Source organism: Micromonospora sp. NPDC048947, from assembly GCF_040649495.1.
GTDB lineage: Bacteria > Actinomycetota > Actinomycetes > Mycobacteriales > Micromonosporaceae > Micromonospora > Micromonospora alfalfae.
On record NZ_JBEZFO010000001.1, the window covers coordinates 327,414 to 347,014 of the forward strand.

18 protein-coding genes are annotated in these 19,601 nt (G+C 71.5%); 8 read left to right on the top strand and 10 right to left on the bottom strand.

Annotated features, from left to right (window positions below; translation table 11 throughout):
* Nucleotides 1–25: 25 nt before the first annotated feature.
* Together AB0B98_RS01440 and AB0B98_RS01445 are read left to right on the top strand one after the other, a co-directional pair.
* Nucleotides 26–1,825: a glycoside hydrolase family 15 protein gene (locus AB0B98_RS01440; protein ID WP_357359894.1), complete on the top strand. Its 1,800-nt coding sequence runs from the start codon at nucleotides 26–28 to the stop codon at nucleotides 1,823–1,825.
* Between the two features lie 62 nt (nucleotides 1,826–1,887).
* Nucleotides 1,888–2,724 carry an aldo/keto reductase gene (locus tag AB0B98_RS01445; RefSeq protein ID WP_357359896.1) on the top strand — a complete coding sequence of 279 codons (837 nt, stop codon included), beginning with the start codon at nucleotides 1,888–1,890 and terminating at the stop codon, nucleotides 2,722–2,724.
* A gap of 56 nt (nucleotides 2,725–2,780) precedes the next feature.
* Here the strand turns inward: AB0B98_RS01445 and AB0B98_RS01450 are convergent, their stop codons facing one another.
* From AB0B98_RS01450 to AB0B98_RS01460, 3 genes are read right to left on the bottom strand one after another with little or no spacing between them, the layout of a single operon-like run.
* Nucleotides 2,781–4,328, bottom strand: coding sequence for an alkaline phosphatase D family protein (locus tag AB0B98_RS01450; protein WP_357359898.1), 1,548 nt, complete (start codon nucleotides 4,326–4,328; stop codon nucleotides 2,781–2,783).
* A gap of 13 nt (nucleotides 4,329–4,341) precedes the next feature.
* A complete protein-coding gene (locus AB0B98_RS01455; RefSeq protein WP_357359900.1) occupies nucleotides 4,342–4,782 on the bottom strand; it encodes a hypothetical protein in 441 nt (146 codons plus the stop codon).
* Nucleotides 4,779–6,029 (bottom strand): transposase, encoded by a 1,251-nt coding sequence (locus tag AB0B98_RS01460; RefSeq protein ID WP_357359903.1) that lies wholly within the window; start codon nucleotides 6,027–6,029, stop codon nucleotides 4,779–4,781. The genes AB0B98_RS01455 and AB0B98_RS01460 overlap by 4 nt, the downstream gene beginning before the upstream one ends.
* A gap of 42 nt (nucleotides 6,030–6,071) precedes the next feature.
* On the opposite strand from AB0B98_RS01460, the gene AB0B98_RS01465 reads away from it, so the two are divergent.
* Nucleotides 6,072–6,293 (top strand): transposase, encoded by a 222-nt coding sequence (locus AB0B98_RS01465; protein ID WP_357360557.1) that lies wholly within the window; start codon nucleotides 6,072–6,074, stop codon nucleotides 6,291–6,293.
* Between the two features lie 133 nt (nucleotides 6,294–6,426).
* Here the strand turns inward: AB0B98_RS01465 and AB0B98_RS01470 are convergent, their stop codons facing one another.
* Entirely contained in the window at nucleotides 6,427–7,353 is a 927-nt protein-coding gene (locus AB0B98_RS01470) for an AraC family transcriptional regulator (RefSeq protein WP_357359905.1), read from the bottom strand.
* A gap of 103 nt (nucleotides 7,354–7,456) precedes the next feature.
* On the opposite strand from AB0B98_RS01470, the gene AB0B98_RS01475 reads away from it, so the two are divergent.
* From AB0B98_RS01475 to AB0B98_RS01495, 5 genes are all read left to right on the top strand, one after another.
* Nucleotides 7,457–8,287, top strand: coding sequence for an NAD(P)H-binding protein (locus AB0B98_RS01475; protein ID WP_357359907.1), 831 nt, complete (start codon nucleotides 7,457–7,459; stop codon nucleotides 8,285–8,287).
* A 92-nt stretch (nucleotides 8,288–8,379) separates the two neighbouring features.
* Entirely contained in the window at nucleotides 8,380–9,420 is a 1,041-nt protein-coding gene (locus AB0B98_RS01480; RefSeq protein ID WP_357359909.1) for an SEC-C domain-containing protein, read from the top strand.
* Between the two features lie 89 nt (nucleotides 9,421–9,509).
* Nucleotides 9,510–10,256, top strand: coding sequence for a metallophosphoesterase (locus tag AB0B98_RS01485; protein ID WP_357359911.1), 747 nt, complete (start codon nucleotides 9,510–9,512; stop codon nucleotides 10,254–10,256).
* A gap of 2 nt (nucleotides 10,257–10,258) precedes the next feature.
* Complete coding sequence (locus tag AB0B98_RS01490; RefSeq protein ID WP_357359913.1) at nucleotides 10,259–10,891, top strand: LysE family translocator; 633 nt, start codon at nucleotides 10,259–10,261, stop codon at nucleotides 10,889–10,891.
* 117 nt (nucleotides 10,892–11,008) lie between these two features.
* On the top strand, nucleotides 11,009–11,491 hold the full coding sequence (locus tag AB0B98_RS01495; RefSeq protein WP_238669531.1) for a DUF2231 domain-containing protein: 483 nt from the start codon (nucleotides 11,009–11,011) through the stop codon (nucleotides 11,489–11,491).
* 59 nt (nucleotides 11,492–11,550) lie between these two features.
* On the opposite strand, the gene AB0B98_RS01500 is transcribed toward AB0B98_RS01495, so the two are convergent.
* The 6 genes from AB0B98_RS01500 to AB0B98_RS01525 form a co-directional block, all read right to left on the bottom strand.
* The gene (locus tag AB0B98_RS01500; protein ID WP_357359916.1) at nucleotides 11,551–14,892 is read right to left on the bottom strand and encodes a S8 family peptidase; all 3,342 of its coding nucleotides are present in this window, start codon (nucleotides 14,890–14,892) and stop codon (nucleotides 11,551–11,553) included.
* Between the two features lie 101 nt (nucleotides 14,893–14,993).
* Nucleotides 14,994–15,986: an LLM class flavin-dependent oxidoreductase gene (locus AB0B98_RS01505; protein ID WP_357359918.1), complete on the bottom strand. Its 993-nt coding sequence runs from the start codon at nucleotides 15,984–15,986 to the stop codon at nucleotides 14,994–14,996.
* Nucleotides 15,983–16,309, bottom strand: coding sequence for a TIGR04076 family protein (locus AB0B98_RS01510; RefSeq protein WP_357359920.1), 327 nt, complete (start codon nucleotides 16,307–16,309; stop codon nucleotides 15,983–15,985). The genes AB0B98_RS01505 and AB0B98_RS01510 overlap by 4 nt, the downstream gene beginning before the upstream one ends.
* Nucleotides 16,306–16,677 carry a nuclear transport factor 2 family protein gene (locus AB0B98_RS01515; protein ID WP_357359922.1) on the bottom strand — a complete coding sequence of 124 codons (372 nt, stop codon included), beginning with the start codon at nucleotides 16,675–16,677 and terminating at the stop codon, nucleotides 16,306–16,308. Before AB0B98_RS01515 ends, AB0B98_RS01510 begins: the two co-directional genes overlap by 4 nt.
* Before the next feature lie 6 nt (nucleotides 16,678–16,683).
* Nucleotides 16,684–18,360 (bottom strand): DUF885 domain-containing protein, encoded by a 1,677-nt coding sequence (locus AB0B98_RS01520; protein WP_357359924.1) that lies wholly within the window; start codon nucleotides 18,358–18,360, stop codon nucleotides 16,684–16,686.
* On the bottom strand, nucleotides 18,357–19,589 hold the full coding sequence (locus tag AB0B98_RS01525; RefSeq protein ID WP_357359926.1) for an amidohydrolase family protein: 1,233 nt from the start codon (nucleotides 19,587–19,589) through the stop codon (nucleotides 18,357–18,359). The genes AB0B98_RS01520 and AB0B98_RS01525 overlap by 4 nt, the downstream gene beginning before the upstream one ends.
* Nucleotides 19,590–19,601 lie beyond the last annotated feature (12 nt).

Below are 19,601 nucleotides of genomic sequence, written 5' to 3' on the forward strand. Positions count from 1 at the left end.
CACGGCTCGGCAGGGAGCGATCTCGATGACTGACGGGCCGCCGATCAGCGACTACGGTCTGCTGGGCGACACTCGCACCGCCGCCCTGGTCGCGAGTGACGGCGCGATGGACTGGCTCTGCGTACCGCGTTTCGACGGCGATCCCCTGTTCGGCCGGCTGGTCGGGGGCCCGGAAGCAGGAACGTTCCGGGTCGGCCCGGCCGGGCCGGCCACTGTCGTCGAGCGACGGTACCGGCAGCACACCGCCACCCTGGAAACCACCTGGGCGGTGGGCGGCGGCCGGCTGACCCTCACCGAGGCGATGGTGGCCGAGGTCAGCGGTCACCTGCTGCCCGCGACACTGATCGTGCGACGGCTGTCGGCCGAGCAGGCGCCGGTCGACGCGGTGGTGGAGTTCGATCCCCGCCTCGGCGCACGGCACCGCCGGCCACGAGCCCACCACCGGAGCCAGGCCCTCGTGTGTGAGTGGGGGGCGCTCGCGGTCGCGTTGGACAGCACGCCCGCGTTCGGCATCGAACCGGGTCGGCCCAGCTCGATCACCGTCCGGCCGGGCCGTCCGGTCACCCTCGTGCTGGCCGTGGCCCACCGCGAACCGCTGATCCACGTCGAGCCGACGGCCGCCTGGGACCTGCTGGTTGAGGACGAGAGCCGTTGGCGGGCCTGGACCGCGGAGATCGACGAGCGGCTGCCGTTCCGGGAACACGTCGTACGAAGTCTGCTCACCCTGCGGCTGTTGACCTACTCGCCGTGCAAAGCGCCGGTGGCCGCACCGACCACGTCACTGCCCGAGGATCCCGGTGGGGGACGTAACTGGGACTACCGCTATGTCTGGCCCCGGGACGCCAGCATCGGCGTCAGCGCCTTCCTCAGTGTCGGCAAGACCGACGAGGCCCGTGGTTTCCTCGCGTGGCTGTTGCACGCGAGCCGACTGCAACGGCCACGCCTGCCGGCGCTGCTCACACTGCATGGCAGGCAGGTGCCGGCGGAGCGAGAGCTGCCCGGTTGGCCCGGCTACCTCGACAGCCGTCCGGTACGGATGGGCAACGGCGCCGCCGGTCAGCACCAGCTCGACGGCTACGGCTGGGTGATCGACGCCGCCTGGGCGTTCGCCCAGGGCGGGCACCGCCTCTCCGCCGAGACGTGGCGGGCGGTGCGCGGTTTCGCCGACGTGGTCGCCGGTTGTTGGCAGCAGCCCGATGCCGGCATCTGGGAGGTGCGGGAGCCCGACCAACACGTCCATTCCAAGCTCATGGGCTGGCTCGCCCTGGATCGTGCCCTGGCCATCGCCGACACGCACCCAGTGCGGGAGGGTCAACGTCGACGCTGGCAGAACGCCCGTGCTGCCATCGCCGCCGAGGTCCGGACGCGCGGCTTCGACGCGACGGCGGCCAGCTACGTCCGCAGCTACGGCTCCTCCGATCTCGACGCGGCGCTGCTCGTCCTGCCGCTGCTGGGCATGGACCGGGCCGAGTCACCCCGGGTACGCGGCACCATCGACGCCATCCGGGTCCGGCTGTCCGCCGGCGGCCCACTGCTCTACCGCTACCCGCCCGGACGTGACGGCCTCCCCGGCACCGAGGGCGCGTTCCTTCCCTGCTCGTTCTGGCTCGTTCAGGCCCTTGCCCGCACCGGGCGTCGCCGTGAAGCCGTCGAGTTGTTCCGGGCCATGGCCGACCACGCCAGCCCACTTGGCCTCTACGCCGAGGAGGTGGACCCGGCGACGGGTGCCCACCTCGGCAACTACCCGCAGACGCTGACCCACGCCGCGCTCATCCAGGCCGCACTCGCCATCAGGGACGCCCCCGCTGGTGACGGGGCCTCCTGAGGGACCGTCCGGGCGGAAGAGACCCAGCCTGCGGGACTGCTCGCGCGGGTAGGGTTCCGATCATGACGATTCCCCATCTGACGGCAGCCGACGGCACTACTCTGCCGGCGATCGGGCTCGGCACGTACCGGCTGAACGGCTCGGCGGGTGTCGACGCGATCGGCCAGGCGATCCGGACCGGCTACCGGTTGATCGACTCGGCGGTGAACTACGAGAACGAGGGCGCTGTCGGCCGGGCGGCCCGGTCGGCCGGTGACGTGCGGGACGAACTGGTCGTCACCTCGAAGCTGCCGGGGCGGCACCACAGCTACGACGAGGCGCTGACCACCATCGAGGAGAGTGTGTTCCGCACCGGCCTCGACCGAATCGACCTGTACCTGATCCACTGGCCGAACCCGAAGGTCGACAGGTACGTGCAGGCGTGGCGGGCGTTGATCGAGGCGCGTGAGCGTGGGCTGGTGCGGCACATCGGGCTCTCCAACTTCCTGCCCGAGCACATCGAGCGGCTGGTGTCCGAGACCGGGGTCGCTCCGGTGGTCAACCAGATCGAGGTGCACCCGTACTTTCCGCAGCAGGAAGCGCTCGACTACCACCGGGAGCAGGGCATCCTGGTGCAGGGGTGGAGCCCGCTCGGCCACGGCAACGACCTGCAGCAGCACCCCGTCGTCGTGGAGATCGCGACAGCGCACGGCGTCAGCCCGGCGCAGGCCATCCTCGCCTGGCACGTGGCCCGTCAGGTGATCCCGCTGCCCAAGGCCGCCTCCCCGCAGCGGCAGGTCGAGAACCTTGACGTCTTCGGTATGAAGCTCACCGACGCGCAGGTCGAGGCCATCACCGCGCTGGGCCGCCCGGACGGGCGGCTGTCGGACCAGGACCCGGCGGTGTACGAGGAGTTCTGACCGCCCGACGTCCTGACGAGCGGGGTGGATGGCAGCGCCACTCACCCCCGTGTCGGTCAGAGCTGGCCGAGCACCGCGAACGGGTCGGCGCCGGCACCGCTGTCCACGGCGACGATCCGGCGCCGCAGCGTAAACGTCCCGCCCGGGGCGAGGGTCACCTGACGTTGGCTCATCACCCAGTTGTACGCGGCGAAGTCGGCCTCCTCGTAGAGCAGGCCGTAGGTCTGCCGGTCCGAGCCGGTCATGCCGATCCACGGCGCGGCGGGCGGATAGTCGGTTGGGGTGCTGCTGGTGATCGTTCCGTGCCCGGCGACACCGCTGCGCTGGCCGGCGCCGTCGTGGTCGAGTGCGTCGCCGGTCCAGAAGGTGCGCGACGTCGTGCCGACGTTGGTGAAGAGGCTCTCCGCCAGCACCCACGGTTCGTTCAGCCGGACGGTGTACGTCGTGACGACCTGGAGGTCGGCGACCGCCGTGCTGACGCCGGTGGCGCGGACAGACGCCAGTGGGCTGGTCGCGGAGAGCACCTCGACGGCACTGGAGCGGACGGTCCGCTGCTGCCACGCGTTGGTGCCGCGCGGCTGCGTCGCCGAGGCGTACGGCAGGTTGATCCAGTCGAGCTGGTCGAGGCGTCCGACCGCGGCCAGGTCCAGGGGCTTGCCGACGGTGACCCCGGACAGTTGCGGGTCGTCGGTGCCCGCCGAGACGGCCAGGGCCAGCAGGTCGTTGCCGAGCACCAGGTCGGACGCCTTCGCCTCGGCCTGCGGGCCGGGATGACACGGCCGGCGCCGGCCGTGGTCGCCGCCCGGGTCAGCCGCAGGTCGAGCTTCGTCGGCGCGCCCTGGACGACCGTCGCCGGGCGGCTCACCGGCTCGTAGCCGACCCCGTTCACGGCGACGGTGTAGCTGCCCGGCGGCGCGAAGGCGAGAACCTCCCCCCGACGGGTCGGTGGTGCTCGCCACGAGTCGGCTGCCGTCCTCCCGGAGCACGGTCACCTGCACGTTCGGCAGAGCAGCGCCGGTGGCCGCGTCGGTGACCCGCCCGACGATGCCGTCGCCGGCGTCGATCCGGTACGCCCCCGGCACGCCGTCGCGCACCTCGAACGCCGCGATCGTGTACGCCGGTGACAGGGCGTCCCGGGCGTCCAGCACGATGCGCAGGTCGGCACGCCAGCGCCGCTCGGTGACGTCGCAGATCACGTACCCGCGGTAGCTGCCGTTGTAGAACTTGACGTGCGGGTTTGCCGCGAGGCCGGCCCGGACGTCGGCGTCCCACCCGGCGCCGGAGGAGATCGACGTGCCGACGAACTCGGTGGCGATCGTCTTCGCGGCGGGATCGGTGAGGTCGGTCTTCAGGTCGTTCACCCAGTGGGTGTGCCAGTTCCCGCCGAGCACGACGGGGTTCGACACCCAGTGTGTGGCGATGAAGTCGAGGATGCGGGAGCGGGCCGGCGGGTACCCGTCCCACTGGTCGAGGTTGACGATCTGCCCCGGTCCCAGGTCGTAGTCGAACGCCGCCATGATGGTCTGCTGGGCGATGACGTTCCAGCGCGCCTTGGACTGGCCCAGCCCGTCGAGCAGCCAGCGCTCCTGCTCGGGGCCGGTCATCGTGCGGGCCGGGTCAAAGACCTCGCCGGTCGGTGTAGCTGCGTGGGGCGTCCGCGCTGCCGGCCTGGCGGACCTGGAAGACCGCGGTGACGCCGCCGGAGTTGCGGAGGTCGATCCGGAACGAGTCGTCGCCGTGGTGTCCGTCGGCCTGCAGGGTGTACGGGATCGGCCGTACCCCGTGCTCCTGCTTCGGCAGCCGCTTGTCCGTCGTCGGCGGGACCGGCACCTCGTCGGGGTGCCGGACCAACTCCTCGGGCTTGAAGTCGTCGCTGTCGGGCAGCCTGACCTCGCGCGAGCGGTTCGGGTGCCGGAAGTCGAAGACCGTGGTCAGGTCACCGACGACGGCCCGTCGCCACGGGGTGATGTTCTGTTCGATCAGGTCCGGCCGGCCGTGCCCGAACCGCGCCTCCAGGAACTTGATCAGTGAGGTGTGGTCGAAGACCTGCGAGTTCACTTGACATCCTCGCCGTCCTGAAGGACGGCGATTCCCTCCACGCTGCGTGTGGAACACGCGGCGTCCGGGTGGGTTACCGCTTCGCCGCGCGGTGCCGGCACGGATGCTGGTCTTACCTGCGCTCCACGGTCGTTGAAGTCCGCCTGTCCGGCGGCCTTGACATTCTTTGCGGCGTTGACGTCCCGGTCGTGGGCTGCCCCGCACGGGCAGTCCCACGCTCGGACGTTCAGCGTCATCTTCTCGTTGACCCGGCCACAGTCCGAGCACATCCGGGTCGACGGGAAGAACCTGTCCACCCGGGCGAACCTGCGCCCGTACCGGGCAGCCTTGTACTCCAACATGCCCGTGAACGACGACCATCCCGCGTCGTGCACGGACTTCGCGAGCCGGGTCCTGCCAAGACCGACCACGCACAGGTCCTCGACGTACACCGCTTGGTTGTCGCGGATGATCGATGTCGAAAGCTTGTGCTGCCAGTCCCGTCGGCTGTCGGCCACCCGCGCATGAGCGCGGGCGACCTTCACGACGGCCTTCTTACGGCGGTTGCTGCCCTTGGTCTTGCGAGACAGGTCCTGCTGTAACCGCTTGAGCTTGTGTGACGCGCGGCGCAGGAACTTCGGCGCGGTGACCTTCGTGCCGTCGGACATGACCGCGAAGTGGGTCAGGCCCAGGTCGATACCGATCTCGCAGTCCGTCTCCGGCAGCGGTGCGTCGGTGGTGTGGACGACGAACGAGGCGAAGTACCGGCCGGCCGCGTCCCGGATCACCGTGACCGAGCTGGCCTCGGACGGCAGGCTACGCGACCACCGAACCGACACGTCGCCGACCTTCGGCAGCCGAAGTCGACCGTTGTCGAGGACCCTGAACCGGCTGTTCCTGGTGAACCGGATCGCCTGCCGGTTGTCCTTGCGGGACCGAAACCGCGGCGGCGCCACCGTGCGGCCCCTACGCGTGCCACTGATCGAGGAGAAAAAGTTGCGGTACGCCACGTTCAGATCCGCGAGTGCCTGCTGCAACACCACGGCAGACACCTCACCCAACCACGCCCGCTCCAACGTGTTCTTGGCCTGCGTGATCACCCGCTTGGACAACTCGGCGTCCGAGACGTACCCCTCGCCGACCTCGCGTGCCTGCTGACGCAGACGCAGCCCATCGTTGAACACCACCCGGGCACACCCGAACGCCCTCGCCAAAGCGGTGCGCTGCACGGCGTCCGGATAGACCCGGAAGTTGTAACGAAGCAGCACGAAACCGAGTGTCCCACGGCGGCCCATGGCAACCCTGACGGCATCCACACTGGGGGACACCGCGTTCTCGCTCTACACGCTCGCTTGGTCATCATGACAAAAATCCGGCACAGAATGTTCAGCGACCGACACCTCGCCCGGATGGAAGAAATCATGCGAGCGATGTGCGCTGACTTCGAGACCGAACTGGTCGAGTTCAACGGGAACAAAAACCACATCCACCTGCTCGTCAACTTCCCGTACGGCGATCCACAGTGCCCATAATTCCGCCTTTGTGCGACCTGGTCGGGAAACTGGCGACCGGACGCTACCGACGACGGGTTGACGGCAGATGACAGTGGTTAGTTGGTTTTGCGACCTCTCGTCGACCGGCTCTGGGCCCTGGACGAGTTGCCGCTCAGGCCGCGGTGGCGTCGACCCGGGTGAGCCGTCGATGCCGGCTCGGGCTCATGCCGTGGACACGTTTGAAGGCCGCGCTGAACCCGAACGCGTCCGCGTACCCGAGGTGACGTGCCACGGCGGCGACAGTCGCGCTCGATTCGGACAGCAGGTCGGCGGCCACCGTCATGCGCCAGTCGGTCAGGTAGGTGAGCGGCGGTTCGCCCACCAACGCGGTGAACCGTTTGGCCAGTGTCGACCGGGAGACTCCGGCCTGCGCGGCCAGGCTGGCCAGGGTCCACTGGCGACCGGGAGCGTCGTGCATGGCGCGCAGCACCGGGCCGACTGTGTCGTCGCTCAGCGCGCGGTACCAGCCGGGGGCCTCGGCCTCCGGTTGGTCGAACCAGTCCCGCACGGTGCACACCAGCAACCAGTCCAGCAGGCGGTCCAGCACCACCTGTCGTCCGTGCCGCCCCGCGTCGAGTTGGGCGTCCAGGTAGTCGCGCAGCGCGGCGCAGTCCTGGTCCTCGGGCACGACGAGCACCGGCGGCAGCGCGCCCAGCAGCCGCTGGGGCACCCGACCCCGGACGTGGTACACCCCGACCAGCAGCACGAGACTGTCGGTGTGGTCCGCCCCCACCGGGTCGACCGGGCCGGTCTGGCCGCGCCGGACGTCGCGCAGTTCCCCGGGCTCGAAGCTCGACCGGGGGTCGGCGGAGAAGACGAACGGCGCCGGCCCGCGCACTGTGGCCGCCTCGCCGACCCGGACCAGGCGAGGCTTGTCGCTCTCCGGGTGGGAGATCCAGCCCTCGCCCCGCATCGGGACGCAGAGCGTCAGCGGGGCGCCGTCGGTGAACCGCAGCGCCGACGGCGGCGTCAGCACCGACCGGCCGAAGGCCGCGCCGTTGGCGTGCAGACCGCGCAGCAGATTGTCGAACGGGTCCATGCCACCGACGATAGAGCGCGGAGGATGGACCGCGGACGATCGGACATGCCTGGCGTACGACGGGACATGTCCCGCCCTCGGCCGGGCGCGTTGACTGGTGGTCATGACGACGGACGCATCTTCGACACTCGTGATGGCTGGCACCGGCAAGACCGGTCGTCGGCTGGTCCAGACGCTGCGGGCCGCGGGTCGGTCCGTCCGGGCCGCCTCTCGCTCCGGTGAGGTGCGGTTCGACTGGTCGCGGCGGGACACCTGGCAGCCGGCCCTGGCGGGCGTCTCGGCGGTCTACCTGCTCGCTCCGGAGGACCCGGCGCTGGCCACCGACTTCGTGACCCAGGCTGTCGACTCGGGTGTCGGCCGGATCGTGGCGCTCTCCGGCCGGGGGATCGACCGGGTCGGTGACTTCTCCCCCGGCATGCTCGCCGCGGAGGAGGCGGTGCGCGCATCCGGCATCGAGTGGACGATCATCCGGCCGAACAACTTCAGTCAGAACTTCAGCGAGGACCTGTTTCGCCAACCGCTGCTCGACGGGCGGCTGGCCCTGCCGATGGGCGCCACGCCGGAGCCGTTCGTCGATGCCCAGGACGTCGCCGACGTGGCCGCGACGTTGCCGACGTCGCCCGGTCACCACGAACAGGTGTACGACCTGTCCGGTCCTCGTGCGCTCACGTTCGCCGCGGCGGTGGCGACGATCGCCCGGGTGACCGGCCGTTCGATCCGCTACGAGGAGCTCACCCCGGAGCAGTACCACGCGGAGCTGCTCGCCGAGGGTTATCCGGCGGAGGCGGCGACTGCGCTGAACGCCCTGTTCACCGGGATGCGGGCTGGTCATCTCGCCGAACCGAGCGACGGGGTACGACGAGTTCTCGGACGGGACCCGCTCGACTTCGACACCTACGCCGCTCGGGCCGCGGCGGCCGGTGCCTGGTCGTAGTCCGCCCGGCGGGTGGCAGAAGGCGCGGCGTGAGAGCGGCGTAACAGGTGATCTGCCCGCATTCCGCGCGTACCCCGACGTACCGTGAGATCGTGCCGACGAGAGAGACACTCACCAAGGCTGACCTCGCCGAACTTCGCCGCTCGGCGCTCGGGAACGCCGATCCGCTCGGTGTCGCCGCCGACGTGGCGGAGGCCGCCGAGCAGGGCCGGCTGGAGGACCCGGACGACGCCGGGGACGCGTTCACGCTGTCCGCGGAGATCGCCGAGATCCGGGCCAGGCCCGAGGCCGCGCTGCGCTACGCGGAGCAGGCGCTGGCGGCGTACCCGTCCGGTGATGACCCTCGGGCCGGGTTCGCCCGCGCGCTGCGGGCCCGCGCGCTGTTCCGGGCCGGCGGCCGTGACGACGAGGCGCTGGCGGAGTTGACGGCGTTGCGCCCGTTGCTGCTCGTGCAGCCCGACGCCCCCGCCTACGTCAGTGCCGCGCTGGATGCCGGTGGGCGTTCGGCGACCGCCGAGACGTGGCTGAGCGAGGCGGTCGACACGGTGCTCGAAGGTGCGACCGCCGCGGCCGGGCCGGCCAGCACCGCTGTCGACCCGGTGGTCGAGCTCGGTCCGCCGGACGCGCCGGGTGTCGCCTTCTTCCTGCTGCAACAACGGCATCGGGTACGCCGCAATCTGAACCTGCCGCACGACCGGCAGGACGACCTGGCGGACCGGCTGGAGACCCAGCTCGTGCGTCGGGCCGGGGAGCGTCGGGACGCCGAGTCGGATCTGCTCTTCTGGCCGCGGGCCGAGTTCGATCGACTGCTCGCCGAGCAGCCTGCCCTCGCCCAGGTGTACGGGCCGGACTGGGACGCGCACCGGGGCCGGCTGGAGACGGAGTTGGTTCGGCTGAGGGAAGCAGGCCAGGCCGGGTTGGGCGTGTTCGGCGCGACAGTGGCCGGGTTGACCGCGTTCGCCGGTCGACGTGGCGGCGATCCGGCCGACGCGGCGGTCCGGGCCGGCTACGCGGCCGAGGTGTCGGCGCGGCCCAGCGCACGGATCGCCTGGCCGCCGGAGCGCAACGACGCCTGCTGGTGCGGTTCGGGCCTCAAGTACAAGAAGGACTGCCTGCCGCGTTCCCGGAGCTGACCTCGGCGGACACCACGCTGCGGCGGCCGACCTGGCCGGGAGTAGTGTCCCCTGACGGCTTGATGTTGGTAGCCGTTAGGAGAGCTCCTGTGCTGGTCATCGCGCATCTCAGTGACACCCACCTCGACAGCCATCCCCGGTCGGCCGAGCGGACCGCCCGGGTCATGGACTACCTGCACGGCCTGCCACGGCCTGTCGACGCGATCCTGATCACCGGAGACATCGCCGACCACGGCGAGGTGGCCGAGTACGAGACCGCCGCGAAGCTCTTCGACTCTCCGTTGCCGGTGATGCTCTGCCCCGGCAACCACGATGTGCGTGACGCGTACCGCAAGGGTCTGCTCGGTGACGACGGCGGCGGCACCGGCCCGATCAACACCCGCCACGACGTGGCCGGGGCGGTCTTCCTCCTCGCCGACTCGTCGGTGCCCGGCGCGGACGACGGTCACCTGGACGAGGAGACGATGGCCTGGCTCGCCGACGAGCTGGGTTCGGTGCCGGCCGGGACGCCGACGTTCGTCGCCCTGCATCACCCGCCGGTGGTGCTGCACCACCCGGTCATCGACCCGATGCGGCTGCTGCCGGCCGACCCCCTGGCCGAGCTCGTCGCCGCCCACCCGCAGGTCGTCGCCGTGCTGACGGGGCATTTCCACACCGCGGCCGCGAGCACCTTCGCGGGCCGTCCACTGCGGATCGCCCCGGGTGTGGTCTCCACACTGCGGATGCCCTGGGAGGGCGAGGGCCCGTTGGCCACCCAGACCCAACCACCCGGTGTCGCGTTCCACGTGTACGACGACGCCGGGCTGTTCACCACCCACTACCGGGTGGTGGTCTGAGCATGCACGGGGTCGCGGTGCTCGGTTTCCTGCTCGCCGTCGCGCCGATCACCGCCACGCCGGGCGCGAGCCTGACCCTGGTCATCTCGCGGGTGGCCGCCGGCGGGCGGCGGCAGGGCTGGTGGGTGATCCTGGGTACGGTGACCGGGCTCTACGTGCACGCCACGCTGGCCGCCGTCGGCCTGGCCGCGCTGGTGCTCCGCTCGTCGCAGGCGTTCTGGGTGGTCAAGCTGGTCGGGGCCGGTTATCTGGTCGGGCTCGGGCTCTGGATGCTCTGGTCCGCGTCGCGCCGCACGGGAGCGGAACGGCGACCGGCAGTTTCCGCCCGAAGGCTGCCCTGGCGCGTGGACCACCCGTACCTGCAAGGGTTGCTCGGCAACGTGCTGAACCCCAAGGCCGCCGCCATCTACCTCACGTTGGCACCGCAGTTCCTCGAACCGGGCCGACCGGTGCTGGTGCCGATGGTGCTGCTCGCCACGGCGCACGCCGCGTTGCACACCTGTTGGCTCGCCGGCTGGACCGTCGTCTCCGGTGCCGCCGCCCGGTTGCTCCGCACCGCATCGGTGCGACGAATGCTCGATCGACTGACCGGCGTGATCCTGGTCGGCCTCGGCGTACGTGCGGCGGCGGCCTGAGTCCGCACCGCGGTGCGACAGGTGAGTGATCGACGGGGATGACACGCCCGCGTGGTACCGATAGCGTCCCGGTGTGGACGATCAACGTCCAGGCTGATGTCACCGGAGGAGACGCCGATGTTCGAGGAGTTCATGGGCATCCCGGCCCACCCTCTGCTGCTGCACGCCGCTGTCGTGTTCGTGCCGCTGCTGGCTCTGCTGACTGTCGGTTACGCGTTCGTACCGCCGATCCGGCCGCACACCCGGTGGGTGCTGGGGTTGCTGGCAGTGGGTGCGCCGGTCGCCGCCCTGCTGACGAAGCTCTCCGGCGACGCCTTCCTTGAGCGGATGCGCGCCGCCAAGCGGGTCACCCCCGAGTTCCTGCCGAAGCTGGAGGCGCACCAGGAGTTCGGTGACATCACGCTCTACGCCAGCATCGGGTTGGGGGTGGTGGCCCTGGCACTGGTCCGGCTCGTTCCGCCGCGTCCCGCCGCGGGTGCGCGCCCCCGACTGCTGACCCCGGCGTTGCAGGTGTTGTCGCTGGTGGCCGCGGCCGTCACCGTGTATTACGTGTTCCGTACGGGCGACTCCGGGGCGAAGGCGGTCTGGGAGGGCCAGTGACGGTCCGGCACCTGGTGGTGCGACCCGGCCGGAGCCGGGTCGCACCACTGTGTCGACGGTCAGCCGGCGTGGTACGCCCGGATGATGGTCTGCTCGATTCCGCTACCGCCCTTGGCGGCGGCCTTCACCCGCAACGACACGGGTTGCCCGGCGGCGGCCGTCGGCAGCGCGACCCGGTAGCCGTCGCCGCTGCCGGTGACCCGGGCCGACTTCCAGGTGGCCCCGTCGTCCGTCGAGGTCCAGACCTGGAACGACGTCACCTTCTGCGCCTTGATGCCGCGCATCTGCCGGACGGCCAGTTCCGCCGTTCCGCCGGTGGCGTGGTTGTTGGTGTCCATCGGCAGCGCGTAGTCCACGGCGAGCAGCGGCAGCGGCACGCTGCCGGTGCCGTCCGGCCCGGCCGACCGGAACGTCCACGACGTGTTGACCTTGGTGGAGATCGGCAGGATCAGGCTCGTGTCGACGTCGAGGGTCAGCCGGTAGTCGGCCACCTGCTGCGGCACTGTGAAGTCGGCGAGCGGGCGGTCCCGCTCCTCGACCAGTTTCCCGTTGCGGTACAAGGACAGCTTGCGGTTCACGCCGATCGAGGCACCCTGGAGGCAGTCGGCCCGCTGGTGCTGGTCGGTCAGCGACACCAGGTCGATGTGCAGGTTGCCCCGGGTCCGTGACGGCGCGGTGGCGCAGCTGTGGTCGACGCCGGCCGGGTCGTCGTACCAGCCGGAGTGCAACGGCTGCCGGGCCCAGACCTTGGTCTGCCGACTGCCCGGCTGGTAGGTGCGGGGGGCCTCCTGAGCGGACAGGCCGCCGTAGACACCCTCGTCGGCCCAGCGGTAGCCGGCCGAGAGGTAGTCGGTGCGGTACGGCGGCAGGTTCCCCTCATGGGTCTGCGTCACCGGCACCCCGTCCGCGGTGAAGCCGCTGCGGATCAGTTGGGTGACCATCCCCTCCGAGTCCACCTGGTGGAAGCGCTCCTCGATCCGGGCGAGCTTGGCCTGCTCGGCCTTGTTCACCCGGAAGGCGGGGTCGGCCGGCACGCCGCCGGCGTACTCGTGCACGAGGTTGTAGCGGTACGGGTTGGTGGTGCCGGCCGGCGAGTCCAGGTTGACCGCCGCCCAGGTGCGCCGGGAGCCGACGGTGGGCGTGGGCAGCGCTGTGGTACGGACCGTCGTCCTGGCCCCGTACCCGCTGATCTGGTGCCACCAGGACAGGCCGTTCGGCGCGGTCTGCACGTTGGTGAGGTCGGTGCGGGTGGGCGTGGTGGGCACCCCGTCGACAGTCGCCGTCACCGGCTTGGCCCGCGCCGGGTCGAGCGTCACGCTCCGGGCGGCGCGCACGTCCAGGTCGGCCTCGGCGGCGAGGGTCGTCTCCAGCACGTCGCTGTCGACGTAGTAGGCGACGGAGGAGCCGAGGACCGCGTACCGGCCGGCCGGCACCCGCAGCGTGAAGGTGTCTCCGGGCGTACCGCCCGCGCCGTCGTAGTAGATCACCGGGTCGGTGAGGTTGGTGACCATCAGGTTGATCCAGCTCTCCGCGCCGTCCTTCAGGCCCGGCATTGGCTTCGTCTGGATCGTCAGGTCGTAGCTGGGCTGCTCGACGTAGAAGCTCACCGGGGTCGTCGCGACCAGCTTGCGGCCGGAACGGGCGGTGACGGTGGCCAGGTAGAAGCCCGGCCGGGCGGCCAGCGCCGCGCGGTTGACCCGCAGCGTCGCCGAGGCGGTAGTGCCGTGCTTGAGCGTCAGCCGGCTCGCCGAGAGCGACGCCGCGCCGCGCGGCACCGGCTGGCCGTCGTGGTTGACGATCGACACGTCGAGGTCGAGAACGGTCGTCGACTCACCGGTCCAGCTCAGCTTCGTCTCGCTGGTTCCGGACTGCGGGTGGGCGAAGGTGCCGAGGTTGACCACCGGTTGGTCGCTGGTGGGGCCACCGAGGGCCCGGGCCGCGTTGAGCCGGCCGGCGCCGACGGCGTACGGGTCGATGCCGGTGAGCGGGTCGCCGGCGCCGACGAGGGCGGCCTTGAGTCGCTCACCGGTCCAGTCCGGGTGGCGCTGGACGAGCAGCGCGGCGGCGCCGGCCACGTGCGGGCTCGCCATCGAGGTGCCACTGATCGCCTCGTAGTACCTGTCGATCGGGTCCTGGAGGTTGGTGCCGGCAGCCCGGGCCGCGACGATGTCGACACCGGGCGCGACCAGTTCCGGCTTGGCCACGTTGCTGGTGACCAGCGGCCCGCGGCTGGAGAAGTCGGCGAGCTTGTCGTCGCGGTCGACAGCGCCGACGGTCAGCGCGCTGGCCGCCGAGCCCGGTGAGGAGATGGCGCCGCCGCTGTTGCCGGCGGCGATGACGAAGAGCGCGCCGGTGGACGTGCTCAGAGCGTCGACGGCGAGCGACAGCGGGTCGCTGCCGTCGTCCGGGTCGCTGCCGCCGAGGCTCATGTTGATGACGTCGGCCCGGGTGGCGGCCCACTCCATCGCGGCGATGATGCCGGAGTCGTCGCCGTAGCCGTGGTCGTCGAGAACCTTGCCGATCACCAGCTTGGCGTCGGGCGCCACGCCGCGACGCTGGCCGTGGGCGGCCGCGCCGGTGCCGGCGATGGTGGACGCGACGTGCGTACCGTGGCCGTTGTGGTCGACGGCGTCGCCGCCCTCGGCGGTGAAGTCGGCCCGCTCGGCGACCCGGCCGACCAGGTCCGGGTGGGTGAAGTCGGCGCCGGTGTCGAGCACCGCGACCCGGACGCCCTTGCCGGTGTAGCCGGCCTTCCAGGCGTCCGGCGCGGCGATCTGTCCCAGGTTGCGGTCCAGGCCGGCGGGTCGCCCAGCGTCGGTCAGGGCGGCGGCCCGGACCTTACGGTCGAGCCAGACCTTCTTCGCCCCGGCGAGCAGCGAGTTGGTCGCGAGCTTCGCGGTGGCCGGGCTCTTCTTGGGTACGCGGCCGGCGACGGCGCCGATGCTGGGCAGCGGCAGTACGTCACCGAGCGCGGCGACCCGGGCGGACGCGGTGGCGGGCTGCACGATGAGCGGCAGCTCGGCGGAGTTGTCGTCGTCGTAGCCGTCGGCGATCAGCGTGGTGACGTCGAACAGGTCGGGGTCGAGGACCGGGCCGATCTGGGACGCGACGCGGGCCGGAATGACGTGCAGGTGACCGTCGGGGCCGCAGCTTTGACGGATCACCGTGTTCTCGTCAACCGGCCGGATCGTGGCCTGAGGGCAGCCCGAGCCGCTGCTTCGGACGGTCACCACGTCCCCGGTCAGCAGGGTGACGGTGTGGGTCTTCGGATCGGTCGAGGCTGCGGGTGCGCCGGTCTGACCGATGTCGCTGGGTCCGGCCGTGGCAGCGCCGCCCGGTAGGGCGGTCAGCGTCGTGGCCGTGACGGCGACGGCCAACAGCCATCGCGTTTTCCTGAGCATGTCGCTCCTCGTCTAATGTGGACGAAAGCGCCTCTTCGGGCGGCTTCCCGCAAGATCATATGCAGGAATGTGTGATCTTCGAGGCCCTTGATGAGGAGTTTTCACCCGCGTAACAGTGGGAGCACCCGCCGGCCGAGCAGGTCGATGCCGCCGTGTGGCGTCAACCCGTGCGGGGTGCCGAACTCCACCCGACTCGCCCCGGCGTCGAACACCGCCGCGGCCTGCCCCGCGACGTGCTCGGGCGTGCCGGAGAAGGCGAACAGATCAAGCAGGTCGTCGCCGATCAGCGCACCGGCGAGGTCGTCCTCCCGGCGGCCGACGTGCTGCTGGATCCGGGCCAGCAACTCCGGGTCCACCTCGATCGTCGGGTCGAGGGCGGCGACCACCGCCAGGTACATGGCCACCTCCCGGCGCGCCACCCGACGTGCCATCGCACCGTCCTCGTCGACGACTGTGACAGCGCCGAGCACGACACCAGTGCCATGCCGGCCCGCGACCGCCGCGTCGTCCAGCCAGGCGCGCATCATCCGGGCCATCGCCGGGTTGGCCGACCCGCCGACCTTGACCTCACTGGCGAAGCCGGCCGCTGCCCGGGCGGTCTGCCGCCCCCAGGTGCCGACGAGGACCGGCACGTCGGCACGGGCCGGCGTGTACCGCAGCGACGTGCCCGGCGCGACTGTGAACTCCCGACCCTGGAAACCGCTGTCGTCGCCGGCGAGCAGCAGCCGTACGACGGCGACCGTCTCGACGATGCGCCGGATCGGACGGACCTGCGGCACACCGATCTCGTTGAGCCAGGTGCCCCGGGCCAGGCCCAGGTAGGCCCGACCCCGCGAGGCCAGGTCCAGTGCGGCCACCTGACCGGCGACCTCCACCGGGTGCATGGTGAACGGGTTGAGGCACGCCGCGCCCAGGCGGATCCGCCGGGTGTGCCGGGCCGCCACCAACAGCGGGAAGATCGGCGGTTGGTACATCAGGTCACCGAAGACCGACAACACGTCGAAGCCGTGCCGCTCGGTCAGCTCGGCCAGTTCCGCGTACTCGTCGGCGGACTTGTCGGACTGTAGGCCGATGCCGACCAGCCCAGCGCTCACGTCAACTCCTCGGTGGGGATGCGCTGAAGGCCGGTCCGTTCGATGCGCATGATGAGCCGCTCGTCCGGGTCCGGACAGGCGACGTGGCTGTCCCGGGCCATCCAGTCGCCCTCGGCCAGCGCCCGCTGCTTCGCCGCCAGCAACGGCAGGCACGCCGCCAGGGCGTACAGGCAGAAGTGCCCCCCGGCCGGGATGGTGAGCCGGTTGGAGCCGGTCAGGTCGATGTGGTCGCCCGGTTTCAGACCGCACACCGAGCGGCCCTCGATCCGCTCCACCACGACCCGCAGGTCGTACAGATCGGTGGTGGGTTCCTCGGCGCTCATCGCACGGCCTCCGCGTGGTGGTGCACGATGCGCCAGGAGCCATCCTCGCGGCGCAGCACATCGGTCACCCGGAAACACTCGTCCGGGCGGGCGTCGGTGAAACGGGCCCGCAGCACGTAGCGGACCAGACCCGTGTCGCCCCAGGCATCGGCGCGCAGGTGCTCCGGCGCCACCGAGATCGGCGCCGACCCCGTCGCCCGGGTCGCCCGCCGGTCCCGCAGGTCGTCGAGCGCGGGCAGGCCGGACAGCAGGCCGTCGGCGTCAGACTCCCAGAACGTCAGGTCGGGGTGCAGGTGCGCGTCGAAGGCGGACCGGTCGCCGAGGGACCGGTACAGGTCGGTGATGGTGGTGCGGAGCTCATCGCTCATCGGCTGTCACTTCCGATCGGGTACGGCGGTGCCGGGGGGGCAGGGCAGGTCGGCCAGACGGGCGCGCAGCGGATCCAGTCCCATGGGTCCGAGCGCCAAAGCGGTGTGGTGGAAGCGTTTCCGGTCGAAGGCGGCGCCCTCGCGGCGCTCGGCGTCCCGGCGGGCCTGCTGCCACAGCCGTGCGCCGACCTTGAAGGCCAGGGCCTGCGCCGGCCAGCCGAGATACCTGTCGACCTCGAAACGGGCGGTCTCGGCGTCCAGGCCGACGACGCGGGTGAGGACGTCCACCGCGAGCGCTGGCGTCCACCGGCGCTCCTCGGTGAACCCGTTGCCGGCCGGGATCGGCAGCCCGAGGTGCAGACCCAGGTCGATGACCACCCGGGCGGCCCGCCACAGCTGACCGTCGAGCATGCCGAGCCGCTCGGCCGGGCCGGCGTACAGGCCGATCTCGTCGGCGAGGCGCTCGGCGTAGTGCGCCCACCCCTCGGCGTACCCGTGTACCTGGCACAGGGTGCGCTGCCACGGGTGCAGGGCGGCGGTGGTGAGGGTGACGGCGTGCTGGAGGTGGTGGCCGGGCAGCCCTTCGTGGCAGAGCGTGCCGACGTGCCGCCACACCGGCACCGTCGACTCGCCGGTGGGCACCGACCACCAGATCGCGCCGGGACGCGTCAACGCCGGATCGGGCGGCGTGTAGTACATGACCCCGGACGTGGCGGGGCTGATCCGGCACAGCACCTGGCGGGTGGCGGACGGAATGTCGAAGTGGGTGCCGTCGAGGGCCCGGGTCAGCTGCTCGGTGCGCTGGCGCAGCCACTCCTCCAGGGCGGGCCCGGCTGTCACCCGACCGGCCGGGTCGGCGTCCAGGGCCGCCCGCGCGGAGGCCACCCGCGAGTGGCCCAGCTCGCCCGCGACGGTCCGCAGCTCGGCGGCGGTGCGGTCCAACTCCGCCCAGCCGTACTCGTACACCTCGTTCAGGTCGACTGTCGCGCCGAGGAAACTGCGGGCGGTGACCCGGTACAGGTCACCGCCGACGCCGTCCACAGTGGACGCGGCGAGTGCCAGCTCGGTGCGGAGGAACGCGGCGAAACCGGCGGTGGCGGCGCTCGCCAGCCGCGCGCCCCGGTGCAGCCGAGCGGCGAGCGGGCCGCCGGGACAGCCGTCGACCAACCGCCCGTAGAAGTCGGCGGTGGTCCAGGAGGTGCACTGGTCGGCGACCACCAGCACCTGGCGGCGGGCGACCAGTTGTCCTTGCTGCGCCGACCGGCGCAGCGTCGCGGCGTACCGGTCGAGGGCGGCGGGCACCTGGTGCAGGTGGTCGGCCACCACCGCCCAGTCGTCCTCGGTGTGCCGGGGCAGATTGTCGAAGAGCTGCCGCAGCAGGTGCACAGGCGTGGCCAGTGGGGCGAGCAGTCGGGTGGTGAAGCCCGCGTCGTACAGGTCGACCTCACTGGCCAGCCGGTCGAGCAGAGCATCAGCCAGGGACCGCTCGCCCGGGTCGTGCGTGGTCGCCGCCGCCGCGGCCGTCGCGGTGCGCCGGGCCAGCTCCGCACGGCCGTCGAAGCCCTCCGGCGAGAGGTCCGGGACGTGCGACCGAGGGGTACGCCCCACCGCCTCGGCCGCCTGCGGGTCCAGCTCGGCGAGCGCGTCGAGGTACCCGTCGGCGACCTGCGTGATGCTGCTCATCGCGGCACGCCGAGCCGGCCGTGGTCGTCGCGGTACGCCACCCCGCCCTTCATCACCGCGTGCAGGGTGCGCAACGCGGAGACCGAGCGGGTCGGGTCGTCGCGCAGCACCAGCAGGTCGGCATGCTTGCCGGCCTCGACGGTGCCGAGGGTGTCGGCACGTTCCAGCCACTGCGCGGGGCGGGTGGTGGCGGCCTTGAGCGCGTCAGCGACGGACATCCCCGCGTCCACCATGAACTCCAGCTCGCGGATGGTCGCCGTGGTCTCGTCGTACCCGGCGTGCGGGGGCATGTCGCTGCCCAGCGCGATCGGCACGCCGTTGCGGATGGCGTGCTGAAGGCTCTCCCAGTGCCGGGGCCCGGCCGCGAGGGCCCGGTCCATCAGCCAGCCGGGCACCCCGGAGTCGCGGAAGAACTGCTCGCAGCGGCTCACCACTATCGTCGGCACGTACCAGACACCCCGCTCGGCCATCAGTCGGGTGACGTCGTCGGTCAGCTCGTACCCGTGCTCGACGCAGTCGAGGCCCAGCTCGACGGCGCGGCGGACCGAATCGGCCGGGCCGGCGTGCGCGGTGACCTTGCGCCCCCAGTCGTGCGCGACGCGGATGACAGCGGCCATCTCGTCGTCGAGCAACTGCGGGGTGTCGATCGCCTCGTGCTGGCCGGCGATCCCGCCGGAGATGCAGACCTTGATCAGGTCGGCGCCGGCGCGGAGCTGTTCGCGGGTGGCCCGCCGGAACCCGTCCGCGCCGTCGGCCTCCAGGGCGTCGGCGTCCCAGCCGTGCCCACCGGTGCAGCAGAGCGCGTGCCCGGCGGTGAAGATGCGCGGGCCGTCGACAGCGCCGGCCTCGATCCCCCTGCGCAGGGCGAAGTCCGCGTACCGGCTCTCCCCGACGAGGCGGGCGGTGGTGACACCGGAGTGCAGGGTGCGCCGGGCCGAGTCGGCCATCAGCAGCACCAACTCGGCCAGGTTGGAGCTGTGCACAGTGTCGGCGAGGTGGCCGGGCAACCCCAACGAGAGGTGGACGTGCATGTTTGTCAGACCCGGCATGACGTGCTCGCCGCCCAGGTCGACCACCGGGGCGGCACCGGCTTCGGCGAGGACGTCGTCGACCTGACCGACGGCACGGATCATCCCGTCGGCGTCGATCCAGATGCCGCGATCCGGCTGGAGGGCGTCCTGGACACCGTCGTAGAGGGCGAGGTTGACCAGGACCTGTTCGGTGGGCATGCGCATGGGTGT

Excerpts from the sequence above, each read along its gene's own strand:
- AB0B98_RS01440 (WP_357359894.1), top strand. The coding sequence starts at position 26 with ATGACTGACGGGCCGCCGATCAGCGACTACGGTCTGCTGGGCGACACT.
- AB0B98_RS01445 (WP_357359896.1), top strand. The coding sequence starts at position 1,888 with ATGACGATTCCCCATCTGACGGCAGCCGACGGCACTACTCTGCCGGCG.
- AB0B98_RS01450 (WP_357359898.1), bottom strand. The coding sequence starts at position 4,328 with ATGACCGGCCCCGAGCAGGAGCGCTGGCTGCTCGACGGGCTGGGCCAG.
- AB0B98_RS01470 (WP_357359905.1), bottom strand. The coding sequence starts at position 7,353 with ATGGACCCGTTCGACAATCTGCTGCGCGGTCTGCACGCCAACGGCGCG.
- AB0B98_RS01475 (WP_357359907.1), top strand. The coding sequence starts at position 7,457 with ATGACGACGGACGCATCTTCGACACTCGTGATGGCTGGCACCGGCAAG.
- AB0B98_RS01490 (WP_357359913.1), top strand. The coding sequence starts at position 10,259 with ATGCACGGGGTCGCGGTGCTCGGTTTCCTGCTCGCCGTCGCGCCGATC.
- AB0B98_RS01495 (WP_238669531.1), top strand. The coding sequence starts at position 11,009 with ATGTTCGAGGAGTTCATGGGCATCCCGGCCCACCCTCTGCTGCTGCAC.
- AB0B98_RS01500 (WP_357359916.1), bottom strand. The coding sequence starts at position 14,892 with ATGCTCAGGAAAACGCGATGGCTGTTGGCCGTCGCCGTCACGGCCACG.
- AB0B98_RS01510 (WP_357359920.1), bottom strand. The coding sequence starts at position 16,309 with ATGAGCGCCGAGGAACCCACCACCGATCTGTACGACCTGCGGGTCGTG.
- AB0B98_RS01515 (WP_357359922.1), bottom strand. The coding sequence starts at position 16,677 with ATGAGCGATGAGCTCCGCACCACCATCACCGACCTGTACCGGTCCCTC.
- AB0B98_RS01520 (WP_357359924.1), bottom strand. The coding sequence starts at position 18,360 with ATGAGCAGCATCACGCAGGTCGCCGACGGGTACCTCGACGCGCTCGCC.
- AB0B98_RS01525 (WP_357359926.1), bottom strand. The coding sequence starts at position 19,589 with ATGCCCACCGAACAGGTCCTGGTCAACCTCGCCCTCTACGACGGTGTC.